Source organism: Lacinutrix sp. Hel_I_90 (genome assembly GCF_000934685.1).
Classification (GTDB): domain Bacteria; phylum Bacteroidota; class Bacteroidia; order Flavobacteriales; family Flavobacteriaceae; genus Lacinutrix.
The window spans coordinates 3,331,218-3,348,056 of sequence record NZ_JYNQ01000001.1 but is presented as its reverse complement, the minus strand read 5'-3'; the positions used below and the strand labels follow the sequence as shown (position 1 = coordinate 3,348,056).

The window sequence follows — 16,839 nt, the reverse complement described above, 5'->3', positions numbered from 1 at the left end:
ATTATAAAGTTGTTTCTACATTTTATCTACTAAATCTGTAGCACCATCTTCTATGGCTTCTTCTTTTTTATTAATTGCATTCATGTATTTTTTAAGCTCTTTCTTAATCACTGGAGAGAGCATGACAACACCAATAATATTTGGCACTACCATCGCAAAAATCATGGCATCAGAGAAATCTATTACCGCTCCTAAACTAATTGAAGCACCAATAACTACAAAGATTAAAAATAACATTTTATATACTAAATCTGTAATTTTACCTTTTCCAAATAAAAACACCCATCCTTGCATACCGTAGTAAGACCAAGAAATCATAGTACTAAATGCAAATAATATTACTGCAATGGTAAGAACGATGGAGAAGTGCGGGATAACCGTGTCAAAAGCAATTGCTGTTAACTCAACGCCTTCTTTTACCTCAACGCCGTATTCCATGAATCCACCATCAAAGTTTGTAATGACAATTACTAATGCGGTCATTGTACAAATTACAACAGTATCTATAAAAGGTTCTAATAATGCAACAATACCCTCACTAGCTGGATATTTTGTTCGCACAGCGGAGTGTGCAATTGCCGCTGAACCAACACCTGCTTCATTAGAGAATGCACCACGACGAATACCCTGAATCATAACCCCAATAAAACCTCCTAATCCAGATAATGGTGTAAATGCACCTTTAAAAATTGCTGCGAATGCATCATCAATTAATGTGAAATTAGCAAACAAGATAATTAAAGCTGCCAATACATATATTCCTGCCATGAAAGGCACTACTTTTTCTGTTACAGATGCAATACGCTTAATACCTCCTATAATAACAACAGCAACTAATATTGCCATTACTATTCCAAAATACATACCTGCATTACCACCTGTTAAATCAAATAATTTTGTAAACTGTGCAGCTGCTTGATTCGCTTGAAACATGTTACCACCTCCAAAAGAACCTCCGACTACGAAAATTGCAAACAATACTGCGAGCACTTTTCCTAAACCAGTTGCCCCTTTTTCTTTTAAACCTTTTGTGAGGTAGTACATTGGACCACCGTATACCGTTCCATCTTTACCAACATCACGATATTTAACACCTAAAGTACATTCAGCAAACTTAGAAGCCATCCCTAAAAGTCCCGCTACTATCATCCAGAATGTTGCTCCAGGTCCTCCAATAGACAATGCTACTGCAACACCCGCAATATTACCTAAACCAACAGTAGCCGATAATGCTGCAGTTAATGCCTGAAAGTGTGACACTTCTCCATCTGCACCCTCATCTCTAATCGTTTCAAACACATCTCCTCCTGGTGTCTGATCGCCATACGCCGCTTCTGGCTCTTCTTCCTCTGTAACCACATCAACTTGGGCATCATCGCCATAAAGTGTATCCACACCATGCTTTTCAATGTCTTCATACTTACCTTGAACGACTCTAACCGCAGTTCTAAACCCCGTGATGTTTATAAATTTGAAATAAATGGTAAAGAATAAGGCGCCACCAATTAAAACTAGCAGTACCCATGGAATTTTAATGGTATCTGTAAAAGGGATTTCGGCAAAAATACCTTCTACAAACCAACCTGTATATTTTTTGAAAACCAGATCGATTTTATCTGCTGTATTGTCTTGTGCTAATGAAATAAATGGCAGTATTAATGTTAAAAAGGAAAGAAGATATTTCTTCATAATTAAGTAATATATTAGTTAATTGTTAGTGAATAGTTAATTTTCGAAGCCGCAATATGCAAAAAAATGCCGACTTTTTAAAGCACCCGTTGTTAAAATGGGGGGTATTAGTCTAAATCGTAAATCGAGTTTAATTTTTTTACTTGCTCGATTCTGCCCAAAACGATAATTTTAGAATTAGGCACTAATTTTATTTCTGCTTCAGGATTTATTATGTATTCGTCATCACTCCCTTTAAATCCAATGACTGTACAACCTGTTTTATTTCTTAAATCTAAATCTCTAATGGTACGTACTGTATTGCTCGTGTTGTATAATTTATTAACATCGATTTCTTCGATATTCACATTTTCTGCTCCGCCTATTGAAAGATTATCTATAAACTCGATTAAATCTGGCACAACCACTAAAGACGCCATATGATCACCTCCAATCCTATCTGGAAGGATGACGTTGTTAGCCCCTGCTAATTTTAGTTTTTGGTAAGACGTTTCCTGTGAGGCACGACTAATGATTAACATCTTATTATTGATTTGTCTAGCAGAAAGGACTACAAATAAATTATCAGCATCATTAGGTAAAGCCGAAATTAAAGTACTAGCACGCTCAATTCCTGCTTGAAATAAGACCTCATCTTCATTAGCATTACCAAATACAAACGGTGTGGATTCATTTTGAAACTTTTCAATAACCGCTTTATTTTTCTCTACAATAACAAAAGGTTTTTTATAAGACATGAGCTTAACAGCTGCTTGCTTTCCATTACGACCATAGCCACAAATAATGGTGTGATCTTTTAATTTATCTATTTTCTTTTGCATTCGCTTTTGTATTAAATCTTCATAATTATTTTTACTTAAAATATATTCGGTAATAATAGATAATGCGTAACCTACGATAACGATACTAGATAAAATTAAAAAGATGGTAAAAATTTTAGAAGCATCATCCAAGGGTTGTACTTCTCCAAAACCTACCGTTGTAATAGTTATCACCGTCATATAAACGGCATCAACCCAACTGTAACCAGAAATAGTTCTAAAACCAAGCACACCAATTAATAACACTATAAAAAGTAGTGCAAAAGCAGTATAAATTTTAGATTTGAATAAACGTATTATAGGATTTATCATTAGTGAATTACAGGTCAAATACAGATGAGCGTTTAGTATAAATAATATCTTTTATACGCATCCAGAAGGCTAAGAACAAGTATAATGCAAAACCAAAACCAACAGTCACGAAGGTTAAGTACATAAAAGACGTGCGTACAATTTTGGCTCGAATACCTAAGCGGTCTGCTATACGCTGACAAACATGATAGCCATGTTTTTGAAAATATAATAATGGTTTATAAAAGAGTTGCATCTCAACAAAGTTGGTGAAATTTTTGTAAAAAAAAAACACTATTTAAAAGTACCTGTATGTTTATAAAAAAAGATTGATTTTAATCGTGAAACAATCCAGAAATATTGGAGCATAAAAAACTCCCAAATTCTATGGGAGTTTTTTACATTAAATGTTTTAAATATTAATAAATAACTTGTAACGCATTTCTATCATTGTTATTAAAATTAGACGCAGGACCGCATGACTGCATTAAAGAAGTCGTATCTGAACCAGTTGGTGAACCATTAATATATATAGCTCCTACTCCTGCAGAACCTTCATTTACATTTTGTCCGCAACTCTCACGTGTTTGGTAATCGGTATGTCTTAATCCTATACAGTGTCCAATTTCATGGGCCATTGTTCCTGCTACATCAGCCTGTGACGGATTAAGTAGGCTAAACCATACCGAGTTAATACCAAAGCCCTTTGCTGGATCTCCTTTTCGTGTTGGAAAACCCGCAGCACGACCCAGAGTAATAAAACCTCCTGATGGTTGTTCAGAGAATTCTGTAACTTCTATATCTGCTGCGTTTTTACCTTTTAAACCAAAGGCTACACGTTCGAAAGACAATTGAAAGTTAACACCGTTATACATCGATACAGCATCATTTAGTGCATTAGACCCTAAGCTTCCTAAATTTGGATCTACACTTATGGTAATAACTCTTGGTAAGCTGGTTACTAATCTAGTTGTGCGGTAGTGTCTTCCAGTTTCTGATGGAGTTGTTGCCATATCTTCTAGTTCAGCATAAGAGAAAAACATATCCTCTACGGCTACGCCTTGCTCTCCAAACATTGATGTGAGTTTAACACTAGAAATATCGAAATCTGCTTCCGCTAGTTTTTCTAAAATTTCTACAGGCACTTCTGTATCTATAGCGATCTCCTGGTCATTTTCGTTTTGGCAAGAATTTAAAATAAGTAACGCAAAAGCGAAAATAGACAGATACTTAAAAATTACATTTTTTTTCATTTTTTAAAAGATTTTCGAATTAAATAATTGGGTGTTTTTGTTGAAAATACATTTATTTTTAAAAAAAAGTAACTATTATTCAACTATTCAACCTTATTAGTATCAATTTACGGCAAAAACCGTACTCCAAACTAACAAAATTACAAAACACCTCTAACTAGGAGATAAAAGCGCATTACCAATAGCACATTGTAAACATTTATTTTTGTCACAATATTCTGTTTTCAATTGAATTAATGCTTGAGATTGTAGTGCCGAAGTTGCCACAGGTTTTAGATCATTAAACTTTTCTACTATGCTGTTTTTTTCTGAACTTATTTGCTCTATAAGTTTTAACACGTCTTCATTAATAATTTTGCCTTGTTGCTTTGCGTAACTAAATTGTATTGGAATAATAGTATTGATTAATAATAAATCAATAAACCCTTTAGTAAGTTTCTTTTTCGAAGCTTTAGATGGCTTACTAAAGGTATAATGCGTTTCCCAAAACGTGGAAGTTCCAACTGAAAATAGCGCGTAAAAGGCATCTAAATTTTTAGCGGCTATCACTTTTGAAAACAAATTTTGCTGTGTGTGATAGAGTTTAGCTAATTGCGATAAGCGAATGGTTGGAAAATTGGGTGGACGCAATCTAAAAAATTGTAAAGGTGTAACGCTATGTGACGACACATTAAACTTCTGTTTTAAAAATGTATATTCCTTTAGAAGTCCTAAATAATAAGTGTCTTGAATATCATCGTCTAGCAGTTCTCCTTGTCCAAAAAACAAAGCTTCTAAACTTTCTAAATTGTCCTGTTGTTTTCTAACGATAGAAAAGTTGAACGAATTTGCTATACTGGCAAAAGCGTCTTTATTGACTTTGAGTCCGAAGTTTTTAGCCAAGAGTTTAAACAACACGGCTTCCCAATCGTTTTTACTTTGCTCTAGGAGCGTTGAAATATCTTGTGCCTTACGTTCCAAGCGCTCAAAATATAAGCGTTCTAACCAATGATTTATTACAAAGGTATCAACAGTTTCAAAATCTTTATCGCAATTGATCCACTTTTGAGCTTTCCCAAAAAGCTTTTGGTAATTGTTTAAAGCTTCTATAGAAACATAGCGCTTTAATTCTAAGGTTGGAATTTCTGTATTGTCTTTTCTAAAGACTTGCGTATCATATTCCCAAACCACATGCAAAATTACGTTGTCGTAGTTCGCATCTGTTTCGTGATTGTGCACATACCAATCACTGGATTTTATATGAATTTCTACGTTTCCTGCCCAAAGCTGCTCCCCTATTTTCAATTTCCCATTAAAAAAATCTGGTCCAGTATGGTGGTTGTGTTCACCTACACTCTCAATGGTAATGATTGCTCCATGCGTTGTTTTAAGGTTTGATAACTCAAACTTTTTATGTTTCCAGAGGTAGTGAAGGAAATCTTCTTGCATGTTTAAATGTACGCATTTGCTTCAACAGTTAAACTGGTCTTTATAATTTTTTCCACTACCTTCGATTAAAGTTTAATAAAAAGACCCAAAATGCTTTTTTATTGTCAATTGATTAGCCACAATTAGAAAAAAAATGAATCCATTTCCAGTTACCGCCTCCACTATTTCAGCAAAAGCCTTAGAGGAATTTGCACAAGAAAAATACGGGCTGAATAAAAATTACACCTGCACATTGTTTAGAACAGGAATGAATCACACTTATTTTCTGTCTGATAATGAAACAAAATATGTACTAAGAGTCTACAGCCATAATTGGAGGTCTAAATCTGAAATTCTAGAAGAGCTAAACCTTTTAAATTTACTAAAAGCGAATCATTTAAGCGTTTCTTTTCCTATTGCAGATAAAAGTGGCGCATTTATTCAAGAAATAAAAGCTCCTGAAGGAATTCGGTATGTGGTCCTTTTTTCGTTTGCACAAGGTGCAAAGATTCGGTTTATAAACCTAGAGGCCTGTAAGGCAATTGGGGCACTTATGGCTAAAATTCATAATATCACGTTAAACAAAACGATGGACAGAATATCCTATGACCAAAAATCACTTTTAAAACTACCTTATGAGCACTTAAAACACTTCTTTTCGGAAACATTACCAGAAATGGAATTCATTAAAGACTTTGGAAGCACTTTTAAAGACTCCGATTTCGAACCTATGCAATATGGCGTTGTACACTTAGACATCTGGTATGATAATATGAGTATTGCCAAGGAAAAAGACATTACGCTATTTGACTTTGATTTTTGTGGTAATGGTTCACAAATTTTAGATGTTGGTTATTTTTGCAAACAACTGTTTCATATCGAAACAGATAAACAACAGTATGAACTAAAAAAGGAAAGCTTTTTAGAAGGGTATCAAAGTAAGCGTCGGATATCTGATACAGAACTAAAATTAATACCACAAGCAGGTGCTTCTGTTTATGTGTTTTACCTCGGTGTACAAGCACAAAGGTTTGATTGGTCTAATATTTTTCTTTCTGAAAATTATCTCAAAATGTATGTTGGTAAAATACAAGCTTGGAAGGACTATTATGAAACCACAGTAATAACTCCGACTATCCAGTAACAACTTCCAATAGGTTATATTAAACTATTAGCTCTGTTCACTATTTTTCGTCGACCAGTGATTCAAACTCTAAACTTGACTTTATATAAAAATTAAACGTTCTTCGTTAAATAATTATACTAAAAACTTTAAAACGATTTTATATCAGAAGTGTACTGACCTACAATAACCCAAAATATGAAACAAACAATCTTACTAACATTGACCCTCTTTTTTTTTACTAACACCTATTCACAAGAGGAAAACATCAATTTTCAATTGTCTTTTGGACCAACGTTTTCAGTCCCTAAAACAAGTAAACTGACTGATTCCAATATCTATGGGAATCCTCAAATAAAATCTTCATTAAATATTGGAGCATTTATTTTGCCAAGCCTGCATTATTCGATGAATGGAAATACCTCTCTTGACTTTGGATTAGGTTTTTATCTTGATCGATTTTCTATTGAAGAAAAAAATGCTAATGTAACACTTGAAGGAAATAGAAACGTAAGTCAAATTCAAACTCCAATTAATCTCAATTTTCATCTAGGAAAAAACAATTCGTATCTACTAGGTATCGGTGGTTTTGCTAGTTTTTTATTGTCTGCTCAAGAAAAAGGTGAATCGCGCATTGATTCCTCTGGTTTTTTAACTGATGTAGAGAATCCAACGAATAACCCTTCAATTAACAACAGCATCTCTCAAAATTATGACTACGATATTAAAAACAGATATAATTCAGTAAGTTTTGGAGCATTTTTACAATTAAAAAAAAGTGTTTCCTTTTCAGACAAAACAAAGGGGTTCTTACTTTTAAAAGTCAACCAATACCTTAACGCATTAAAAAATAATGATTCTGAATCAACAATAGGTTCAATTTCATTTAAGAATGAAAAAGAGTCTACTACTATTAACCTAGGAATAGGTATTGAATTATAATTTTGGTTGAAATTATGTGTTAAAAGGAAGAACCAATAAGATTAGAAACCAATTTAGCGTAAAGTCTAATCTTTAACTTGTATAAAGCATCTCCATTAACCAACAATTTACTCATAAAAAAGCACAGTTTTAAAACTGTGCTTTTTTTTATGTAATTTTTTTTCACTCAAACTAGAATGAGATTGCCACGTCCTTCGTCCTCGGAATGACAATTCTACTCGATATAACCCATTTTCCGCATCCAATCGTCATTAAACATTTTACCTACATAGCGACTGCCGTGATCGTGAAATAAAACCACCACAACATCGTCTTTTGTAAAGTGTTCTTTTAATTGTAATACGCCTTTTATAGCTGCTCCTGCACTGTTACCCAAAAACATCCCTTCTTCTTTACTTAAGCGTTGGGTGTAAACCGCAGCATCTTTATCGGTTACTTTAACAAAACCATCGATAACATCAAAGTTCACATTAAGCGGTAGAATATCTTCACCAATGCCTTCAGTCACATACGGATAAATTTCTTTTTCATCGAAAATACCAGTTTCGTGGTATTTTTTAAATACCGAGCCATAAGTATCAACACCCCAAATTTTCACCTCTGGATTTTGCTCTTTTAGATATTTACCTACACCAGAAATAGTACCTCCTGTTCCTACACCTACTACAAAGTGTGTGATTTTACCTTCGGTTTGTTTCCAAATTTCTGGTCCTGTACTCTCATAGTGTGCTTTTGTATTACTAGGGTTATCATACTGGTTTACATACCATGAGTTTGGAATTTCTTCGCCTAAGCGTTTTGACACCGAATAATAGGATCTTGGGTCTGTTGGTTCTACAGCAGTTGGGCAAACCACAACTTCTGCGCCTACTGCTCTTAAAATATCTATTTTTTCTTTAGACTGCTTATCTGCCATCACGAAAATACATTTGTAGCCTTTAACTATGGCTGCTAATGCTAATCCCATTCCTGTATTCCCAGAGGTGCCTTCTATAATGGTTCCGCCTGGTTTTAATCGGCCATCTGCTTCAGCATCCGCAATCATTTGAACCGCCATACGGTCTTTTACTGAGTTCCCTGGGTTAAATGTTTCGTATTTTGCGAGTACTAAACAAGGCAGTTCAGCAGTTAGTTTATTAAGTTTTACTAAGGGTGTATTGCCTATCGTTTCTAGAATATTATTTGCGTATTGCATTTTTTAATTTTTGATTGTGCAAAGGTATGGAAATGGATGTTTTTATTTGCTAAAGATTTATTAAATTGATTTTAACCCCTTATGAATTCAGTTTTTCTAAAAACTAAATGCTTCTTCCCTTTAAATAAAGGCAAGTGCTTACTCATGACATCAATTATTTATTACTGATTTCTCGGTTTGCGTTAGCGGTTGGCGCGACATCCTTTTGCTTTTCGCAAAAGATATAGCTGAAAACGCGACCTTTAGGGAACGCCCAGATAATAAAATAAAAAATACTACTCGAAACGCATGGCTTTTACCGGTGATATTTTTGTAATAATATACGATGGTATGAGTAACATAAGTAAACAAAGAATGAAAGTACCTACATTAAGTGCAATGATGTAATCCAAGCTAATATATACTGGTATAATTTTCATATAATACTGCTCTGGATTAGGAAAACTTAAGAGTCCAAAATATTTCTGTGCCAGCAGTAAGCCTAAACCAATAAGGTTTCCCCAAAATAGACCTACTATAATAAGATACGTCGCATTATACACGAAAATTTTACGAATACTCACATTACTATTTCCTAAAGCCTTAAGAATACCTATCATTTGGGTGCGCTCAAGAATGAGCACCAACAATGCGGTAATCATATTAATACCTGCCACAATTATCATGATGCCAATGATACCCATAATGTTTTTATCGAAAATACCAATCCACTCGAATACCGAGTAGAACTTCTGTTTTACAGAGGTGGTGTTTAATACTGACGGCGTAACTTTAAAAATTTCTTGGGTTTTGGTTTCTAAGGCGTTAAAATCGTCTATAAAAACTTCAAAATGTCCTATTTGGTTGTCTTCCCACTTGTTAAGGCGTTGGATGTGTCTGATGTCTCCAATAGCGTAAAGTTCATCAAACTCCTTAAATCCTGAATTATAAATCCCAACAATTATAAAGTTACGACTACGTGGTGCCTTATTTAAATCGTCTTGAATAAAATAGGTATTGACATTATCCCCTACTTTTAACTGTAAGCGTTCGGCAAAATATTGAGAGACGATAATATCTTCATTCAGTGTTTTAGTATAATCTGGCAGCCTACCATCTATTAAAAACTCTTCAAAATACTGCCAGTTGTAATCGGCGCCAACACCTTTAATAACAACATATTCTACCGTTTCTTCTAGTCTTACTACTGCGCCTTTTGTCGCTACCGCCTGAATGTGATTAACCCCTTCAACCGTTTTAAACTCTGGATAGAACTCTTGGTTCGTAGAAATTGGATTTTCACTTTCCTGAGAATTATTGGTGTCGTAATTGTTTATAATAATATGCCCATTAAAAGCAACTACTTTATCTCTTATTTTTTGTTGCAAACCAATGCCTGTTCCAATGGCAATCATCATAACAATAATACCTAAAGCAATAGCCACGATTCCAATTTTTATTATTGGTGCCGATATACTACTTTTATACGCTTTACTATCAATAATGCGTTTAGCTATAAAGTATTCGAAATTCAAATTATATATGAGGTTAACTTTGGTCAAAAATACAGTTTTATTATTTCTTTTTTTAGGAATTTCTTGCGGAAAAGCAAATAAACTAAAAGATAAAAACGAGACGCTTAAAGTGACTCCTGAAACTGAACTATCTAAAGAGCTACCTTTGAAGTCTATTAATAATGGTGACACTCTAGTTATTGGTGCAAACCGAACCGAGATGTATTTGCCTTTGCTAAAAGGAAAACGGGTTGGTGTAGTAGCCAATCAAACGAGTATTATCTTTAAGACGGCTGCCACGTCGCACGCCCCTAAAAATGAGCATTACATTCATATTGTAGATTCACTTAAATCATCAGCTATTGCTATTCAAAAAGTATTTGCACCAGAACACGGCTTTCGCGGTATGGCTGATGCTGGTGAAATAGTAAAAGATGGTATAGATACTAAAACAGGCTTACCAATAATCTCGCTTTATGGACAAAATAAAAAACCTTCTAAAGCGCAACTCGCGAATATAGATGTGATGGTTTTTGATATTCAAGACGTAGGTGCTCGGTTTTACACGTACATTTCGTCTTTACACTATGTTATGGAAGCTTGCGCAGAACATAATATTCCGCTAATCGTTCTAGACAGGCCTAACCCGAACGGACATTATGTAGATGGTCCCATTTTAGAGAAAGCACAGCAAAGTTTTGTTGGTATGCATCCTGTACCGGTGGTACACGGGATGACTATTGGCGAATACGCACAGATGATTAATGGTGAACACTGGTTAGAAAATGGTGTAAAATGTGCATTAACAGTTATTCCTGTTAAACAGTATTCACGAGACCTCCCTTATCAATTACCTATAAAACCATCGCCTAATCTCCCAAACGATACAGCGATAAACCTATACCCTAGTTTGTGTTTTTTCGAAGGCACCAACGTAAGTGTTGGTCGCGGTACAGCTTTACAATTTCAAATTTATGGCTCGCCTTTTCTAACTAAAACAGATTTTACGTTTGTACCAAAACCCAACGAGGGCGCGCAATACCCAAAACATGAAAATAAAATCTGTAATGGCTATGATTTAAGTAATCACGCACCGCTTAAAACATTAGATTTAAGTTTTCTAATAAACGCTTATAAAAACACTAAAGAGCAGTCTGAGTTTTTTATTTCTAATGGTTTTTTCACCAAGTTAGCAGGAACAAAAAAATTACAGGAACAGATAGAGAATGGGCTGACAGAGGAACAAATAAAAGCCACTTGGAAAGATGGTTTGGATGATTTTATAAAAATGAGAACTTCCTATTTACTTTACAATTAGTCGTCGTATTTTGTTCCGTTTGGACGAAGATGACTTTCTCTATACTCTTTTCGAGACTGTCTTATTCTGTTTTTTTTAGGAATTTCAGAAAGATTGTAAGTTTCTGTTTTAACCGTATTTGAAGCGCCTTCCTTAACCTCTTTATTTTTGTTTGAAGCTGTGGTTTGGTTTTCTATTTCTGGTGGCATCTTACTATTTTTAGCGGCATTTCTTTGTATTCGAGTCCATTCCATATTCTCCAAGGCAATAGCATTTTTTGATTTTTTATTATCAATGGGAATTCCCTGTGTTGTTTGCTTTTTCTTTTCTATGGGTTTAATATTTCTAGCTAATTGTTCTTGTTCAGATAAACTAGATCTCAAAATACTTTCCTCTAAATCGGCAATATCCGCTTCAGGCAATGAAATATCACTAAGACGATTGGCTCCTATGGCAATAATTTTATCATCGGTGTATACGGCGATCGTATAGCGTCCTGTTTTAAAATGATACAATGGAATTTTCACCTCCCTACTCCCTATCTCTATAATTTTAGAGCCTTTTTCATTATGATTTAAAAAGGTGACTTTTAAAATATCAGTTTCACTTTTAAGGAATAATGTATCTGAGGTCGGATTTAAATACTGCTCCAATCCAATGGCATCATCATGTACATTCTTTTCAATGATAGTTATGGGGGTTTGTTGACTATTTCCAGTCAAACTTATTGTTAAAGCAAATAGTATGAAGCAAATGCTTTTTATATTCTTCATAAGAAAAAATGATTCTCATCAATTTTAGGATGCTAAAAATCAATTATTACTGAACTGCAAAAAGTATCATGTTCTACCAACTAATTTCAACACATTTAAATTATAATTTAATGAAAAATAATGGAAATCACTAAAATAATCGTCAAAATACCACAAGCGATGTTAATACATGTGCTCAGTCTTAAAAACAGTGGATATCAAAGAATGTGTGAAACAAAAGCAACTATTCTATCGGGGGTTTACCCTCAGTATTAATATTGGGGCACTCAGTTAATACCTATTTAAGTCTGTAGCTTACCAATAGTCTGAGATTTGAAAGCGTATTACTTGAATCACTAACTTCTTTTGTTAATTTATCACTAACGGTATATCTTATTTCAAAACCCAGCTTTTTGTAATCAGCACCTCCACCAACAGAAAAAACAAAGTTTGCAGAATTAATTTCGAATGGTATGTCTTTGGTTCTAGAAGGGTCGAACAGGTCGTTTTCAGTTATTGTGTTATTTTGACTAACCACAAAACTTCTACCGAGACCCAGGTTTAAAAATGGCGTAACTACTTGATTATCTTTGTTAAATTTATATCTAAATAGCAGCGAGAGGTCTACCGTTTTAAAATCCATTTTTAAAGGATTATAACTTCTAAAGGAATTACTTTCTTCACTAGTTTCAGTGGATTTAAAAGAACTGTAAAGCAACTCGCTATACAATGACCATTTTTGTCTGTTTTTTGTAAATGCAAATTCATAAGCCAGTCCTAAATTAGGAGAAACGCATTGGCTTCCTTCAAAATATTGAATTGTATTTGCTGGAGAACTTAAAGTTAAAGAAGAGAAACTTATACCTCCAGTAACATAGAAATAACTTGTTTTTGCTTGTAGGTTTTTACTATAGACTGCCTTATCATTCTTACTAGACAAGCAAATATTGTATGCATTTACTAATGCCGCTAATTCTTTTCTTTTATAATCAAGCGATGACTTAACTTTAACTGACGGACATGCATTTAAAAAAACCCGCAATTGACCAATGTACTTTTTATTTTCATAGATGTCACTATTATTATCGCCTATAGTTATTCTATTAATAAGTTCCATAAAATGAGAATCATTTTCAGCAAAATAATGAGTTCTGTTATCATAGTATTCATACAAATTAACGTCCCCTTCTGCTAAAACATTTAGAAAAACTGTTTTGTCTTCAAACTTAATTTCAGTCGTTTTATTTAATTTCTGTAATTTTTGCTCTGTTACATCAATAGTTACTAATCTACTAATAAATTTATCATTTTCAACCTCAAAAGCTTTGATATCTTGCGGTTTAAAAACCGCAACTGTGCTACCAACTCTGAACTCTATTTCATTTGGCATTTTTTTCCAATCTTGATAGTTAATCTCTCCAACTATCATTGAGTTGTCATTTTTTGTAATAGTTCCCTGTATAAAATTGTCTTGCGCGTAACTATTGAGTGCCACAAAAAACAGGAAAAGCGTATAATACTTCATTGTAAAAAAATTTATATTAGGGCGGCAAAAGTAATGAATAAAGAAAGAAAGAAAGAAGTTTCTTATTTGTTTATAATTTTAGAAATTGGCTTCCGGTATTTATGAAAGGGCTGCTTCAACAAGTGTTTTAAACTGCTATTTTCTGCTTCGTTTGGAAAGGTATCTACACCATAAACAATTTTAGTTCTATCCAGAGTTGTAAACGTTCCAAATATTCGGTCCCAAATAGAGAAAATATTCCCATAATTTGAATCTGTATAGGGCAAAACATGATGGTGGTGTATTTTATGCATGTCTGGAGAAACCAATAGGTAACTCAATATTTTATCGACACGTTTTGGCAATTTAATGTTGGCATGTGTTAATTGAGTAAAAATTAAAGACATAGACTGATAAAGCATGACAATACCTATGGGAGTCCCAATAACAAAAACACCTGCTAAGGTGAATATAAAACGAATAACACTTTCTAAGGGATGATGTCTGTTTGCTGTTGTTGTATCTACATTATGATCTGTGTGGTGCACCAAATGTACCATCCATAACACACCAATTTTATGCTCTGTGTAATGTGCCAAGTACGCCCCTATAAAATCTAAAAGCAAAACGCCCAGAATAACATATAACCCTAAAGGCATGTCTGGCAACCAATTGATGATCCCAAAATCATTTGTTGTAACCCAATCAGCAGTTTTTAGCAACAAAAAGGCGAGGGCAAAATTGATAATAATTGTGGTTATAGTAAAAAAGAAATTTGGCCAGGAGTGTTTCCATTTATTATAATTAAAACTGAATAAGGGTAAAATACCTTCAAGCAACCAAAATAAAGTAATCCCTCCAACAAGAAGTAGACTTCTGTGAAGTGTAGGGATATTTTCGAAATAATTTAATAATGATTCCAAAGCTTTCTTTTTGTAAAGATAATTAAAAGTCGCTTAAGTAATTATCCTCAAGCTGAGGATTAACAATTGAAGACTAAAATACAACCTACTTAATTCGCGCTTTCATCTTCTCAACAATATTAAATGCTGCTGGACAAATGGCTACATTTTTTAGGGTCAAATTAGAAATTTGCTGAAACTTTTTACGATCTGTATGCGGGAATTCTGCACAAGCCTTTGGTCTTACCTCATAGATTGAACAATAATTATCGGCACCTAAAAACGTACAAGGCACGCTTTGTAATACATAATCACGATCTTCATCGACTCTTAAAAACTGGTCGATAAAAGCCTGTGTTTTCATCTTGAAGTGTTTGGCAATACGAGCAACGTCCTTATCTGTAAACAAAGGCCCCGTAGTCTTACAGCAATTAGCACACGCCAAACAATCTGTGTGCTTAAACTCATCTTCATGCAGTTCTTGCATGATATAATCCAATTGTTTTGGCGGCTTTTTTTTAAGCTTCGTGAAAAAGGTTTTGTTTTCCTTATGCTTATCTTTGGCGAGCTTTGGTAAGTTTTTAATTAATTCTTCCATACTACATATTAATTTTTTAAATTCACTGCGATAAAACACCTTTTTTCCTTTCTTATTCTCTGTAAAAAAAACCGTTAATAGACTGTGCTCTATTTTTAAAGTTTGGATAAAGAAAAAATAGTGTTTTCTCTTAGGGCAAATTCAAACAATAAATAGCATTGCAAAAATAGTTAAAGTTATCAATACTCTCCAGGAATGAAGACCGACAAATTTATACATCTTAAAATAAATTTATTAAAATATGCCTATTGACAAGCTATACATTTTACCTTCGTAGTAAAATTTGTTATGCTTCTCGCTAATACTAAGTTGTACACTATTATATGAAAAAAGATTTATTTGGAAAAGCCTTATTAGACTACCATAACGGAAATTACACAGAAGATATTATCACCGCAACTAATATTTCTGGTGAAGACACCTTACCTCTAGAGTATCTGTTTAGAAGCTACGCTGAAATGCCTAAAATAGAACAAAAAGCTTTAGCGTTAGCTAAAGGCCATGTTTTAGATATTGGAGCTGGATCGGGCAGTCACAGCTTGTATTTACAAGACCAAGGACTAGAAGTAAAAGCCATAGATATTTCTGAAGGAGCGATTGCCGTATGTAAATTAAGAGGCGTTGCTAGTACAGAAAATATTTCAGCTTTAGAGTATGCGAAAGTCTCAGAAGAAACTTTTGACACCATTCTTTTATTAATGAACGGTACTGGTATTTTTCAAACCATTAAAGCACTACCCTTATACTTAAAAGACCTAAAACGTTTATTAAAACCTAAGGGACAAATACTTATTGATTCTAGTGATATTAAATACATGTTTGAAGATGAAGATGGCGGATTCTGGCAAGATCTCAACGCTGGCTATTATGGCGAACTCGATTATTTTTTAAGTTACAAAGGCGAGGATGAATCGCCAATGAAATGGCTCTATTTAGATTTTCCAACACTTAATATCGCCAGTGCAACAGTAGGTTTAACCTGCGAAAAAGTGTTTGAAGGCGACTCCTTTGATTACTTGGCTAGACTAACGCTATAATCTACAATTCATATCCTTTTTCAGAAAGCATAGCAATTAAATCTCTATAGACTTCACTACTCCACAGTTCTGAAATTTTACTCATAGCGTCATTCATAGAGTCTTGAGAACTCACAATTTTATTACCCGTATCACTTTTATAAAACTCGCTTAAAATTATTTTATCGCCTTCTGTTAGCTCCTCTTTTTTAAACATGTTCTTTCCTGCTTGAGAGGCATACAAGGCGTTCATATTCTCAACATCTCCTTGCGTAAAATGAGCGCTATACGCAGACACAATCATTTGTGCTAGCTTATCCATGGCTTCATTCTTTCCCTTTCTAACTTCTATCCAAACGGCCTCTGGCACATTTACGTCTGTAAATTGCACCTCCAACATCTCATACATTTGCTCCATTACATCTTCATAATAAGCCATAGTCCCGTTGCTTATTATACATTTTTTCACAGCTGAACTATATTCATCGGCTTGTGCAAAAGCATTGAATGAAACCGCTAAAAAAAGGAATAATGTGACTATATTTTTCATTAGATA

General features: G+C 34.0%; 16 protein-coding genes. 4 read left to right on the top strand and 12 right to left on the bottom strand.

The genetic code is table 11. The features are described 5' to 3' along the window. Positions 1-15: 15 nt before the first annotated feature. From GQ46_RS14835 to GQ46_RS14815, 5 genes are all read right to left on the bottom strand, one after another. Positions 16-1,689 carry a sodium:alanine symporter family protein gene (locus GQ46_RS14835; RefSeq protein WP_044403509.1) on the bottom strand — a complete coding sequence of 558 codons (1,674 nt, stop codon included), beginning with the start codon at positions 1,687-1,689 and terminating at the stop codon, positions 16-18. Between the two features lie 107 nt (positions 1,690-1,796). Then, on the bottom strand, positions 1,797-2,822 hold the full coding sequence (locus GQ46_RS14830) for a TrkA family potassium uptake protein (RefSeq protein WP_044403507.1): 1,026 nt from the start codon (positions 2,820-2,822) through the stop codon (positions 1,797-1,799). 7 nt (positions 2,823-2,829) lie between these two features. Next, positions 2,830-3,057 carry a PspC domain-containing protein gene (locus GQ46_RS14825; RefSeq protein WP_044405170.1) on the bottom strand — a complete coding sequence of 76 codons (228 nt, stop codon included), beginning with the start codon at positions 3,055-3,057 and terminating at the stop codon, positions 2,830-2,832. 163 nt (positions 3,058-3,220) lie between these two features. Further along, a complete protein-coding gene (locus GQ46_RS14820) occupies positions 3,221-4,054 on the bottom strand; it encodes a M57 family metalloprotease (protein WP_052503501.1) in 834 nt (277 codons plus the stop codon). A 153-nt stretch (positions 4,055-4,207) separates the two neighbouring features. Continuing rightward, on the bottom strand, positions 4,208-5,482 hold the full coding sequence (locus GQ46_RS14815; RefSeq protein WP_044403505.1) for a DUF2851 family protein: 1,275 nt from the start codon (positions 5,480-5,482) through the stop codon (positions 4,208-4,210). A 133-nt stretch (positions 5,483-5,615) separates the two neighbouring features. On the opposite strand from GQ46_RS14815, the gene GQ46_RS14810 reads away from it, so the two are divergent. Beyond that, a complete protein-coding gene (locus GQ46_RS14810; RefSeq protein ID WP_044403503.1) occupies positions 5,616-6,605 on the top strand; it encodes a phosphotransferase in 990 nt (329 codons plus the stop codon). Between the two features lie 177 nt (positions 6,606-6,782). Then, a complete protein-coding gene (locus GQ46_RS14805; protein ID WP_044403501.1) occupies positions 6,783-7,526 on the top strand; it encodes a hypothetical protein in 744 nt (247 codons plus the stop codon). A gap of 214 nt (positions 7,527-7,740) precedes the next feature. On the opposite strand, the gene GQ46_RS14800 is transcribed toward GQ46_RS14805, so the two are convergent. Next, positions 7,741-8,721 carry a PLP-dependent cysteine synthase family protein gene (locus GQ46_RS14800; RefSeq protein WP_044403499.1) on the bottom strand — a complete coding sequence of 327 codons (981 nt, stop codon included), beginning with the start codon at positions 8,719-8,721 and terminating at the stop codon, positions 7,741-7,743. A 275-nt stretch (positions 8,722-8,996) separates the two neighbouring features. Continuing rightward, positions 8,997-10,235 (bottom strand): FtsX-like permease family protein, encoded by a 1,239-nt coding sequence (locus GQ46_RS14795; RefSeq protein ID WP_044403497.1) that lies wholly within the window; start codon positions 10,233-10,235, stop codon positions 8,997-8,999. A gap of 7 nt (positions 10,236-10,242) precedes the next feature. Between GQ46_RS14795 and GQ46_RS14790 the strand changes: the two genes are divergently transcribed. Continuing rightward, positions 10,243-11,532, top strand: coding sequence for an exo-beta-N-acetylmuramidase NamZ domain-containing protein (locus GQ46_RS14790; protein WP_044405164.1), 1,290 nt, complete (start codon positions 10,243-10,245; stop codon positions 11,530-11,532). Here GQ46_RS14790 and GQ46_RS14785 read toward each other — a convergent pair. The 4 genes from GQ46_RS14785 to GQ46_RS14770 all read right to left on the bottom strand — a co-directional run bounded on the left by GQ46_RS14785 (position 11,529) and on the right by GQ46_RS14770 (position 15,267). Further along, the gene (locus GQ46_RS14785; RefSeq protein WP_197077364.1) at positions 11,529-12,233 is read right to left on the bottom strand and encodes a hypothetical protein; all 705 of its coding nucleotides are present in this window, start codon (positions 12,231-12,233) and stop codon (positions 11,529-11,531) included. The two genes, GQ46_RS14790 and GQ46_RS14785, sit on opposite strands and share 4 nt — an antisense overlap. Before the next feature lie 328 nt (positions 12,234-12,561). Further along, positions 12,562-13,788 (bottom strand): porin family protein, encoded by a 1,227-nt coding sequence (locus GQ46_RS14780; protein WP_044403492.1) that lies wholly within the window; start codon positions 13,786-13,788, stop codon positions 12,562-12,564. A gap of 62 nt (positions 13,789-13,850) precedes the next feature. Next, positions 13,851-14,690: a sterol desaturase family protein gene (locus GQ46_RS14775; protein WP_044403490.1), complete on the bottom strand. Its 840-nt coding sequence runs from the start codon at positions 14,688-14,690 to the stop codon at positions 13,851-13,853. 85 nt (positions 14,691-14,775) lie between these two features. After that, on the bottom strand, positions 14,776-15,267 hold the full coding sequence (locus tag GQ46_RS14770; protein WP_044403488.1) for a YkgJ family cysteine cluster protein: 492 nt from the start codon (positions 15,265-15,267) through the stop codon (positions 14,776-14,778). 323 nt (positions 15,268-15,590) lie between these two features. Between GQ46_RS14770 and GQ46_RS14765 the strand changes: the two genes are divergently transcribed. Then, positions 15,591-16,304: a bifunctional 2-polyprenyl-6-hydroxyphenol methylase/3-demethylubiquinol 3-O-methyltransferase UbiG gene (locus GQ46_RS14765; protein ID WP_044403486.1), complete on the top strand. Its 714-nt coding sequence runs from the start codon at positions 15,591-15,593 to the stop codon at positions 16,302-16,304. 1 nt (position 16,305) lies between these two features. On the opposite strand, the gene GQ46_RS14760 is transcribed toward GQ46_RS14765, so the two are convergent. Then, on the bottom strand, positions 16,306-16,833 hold the full coding sequence (locus tag GQ46_RS14760) for a DUF2059 domain-containing protein (protein WP_197077363.1): 528 nt from the start codon (positions 16,831-16,833) through the stop codon (positions 16,306-16,308). Between the last annotated feature and the right edge of the window lie 6 nt (positions 16,834-16,839).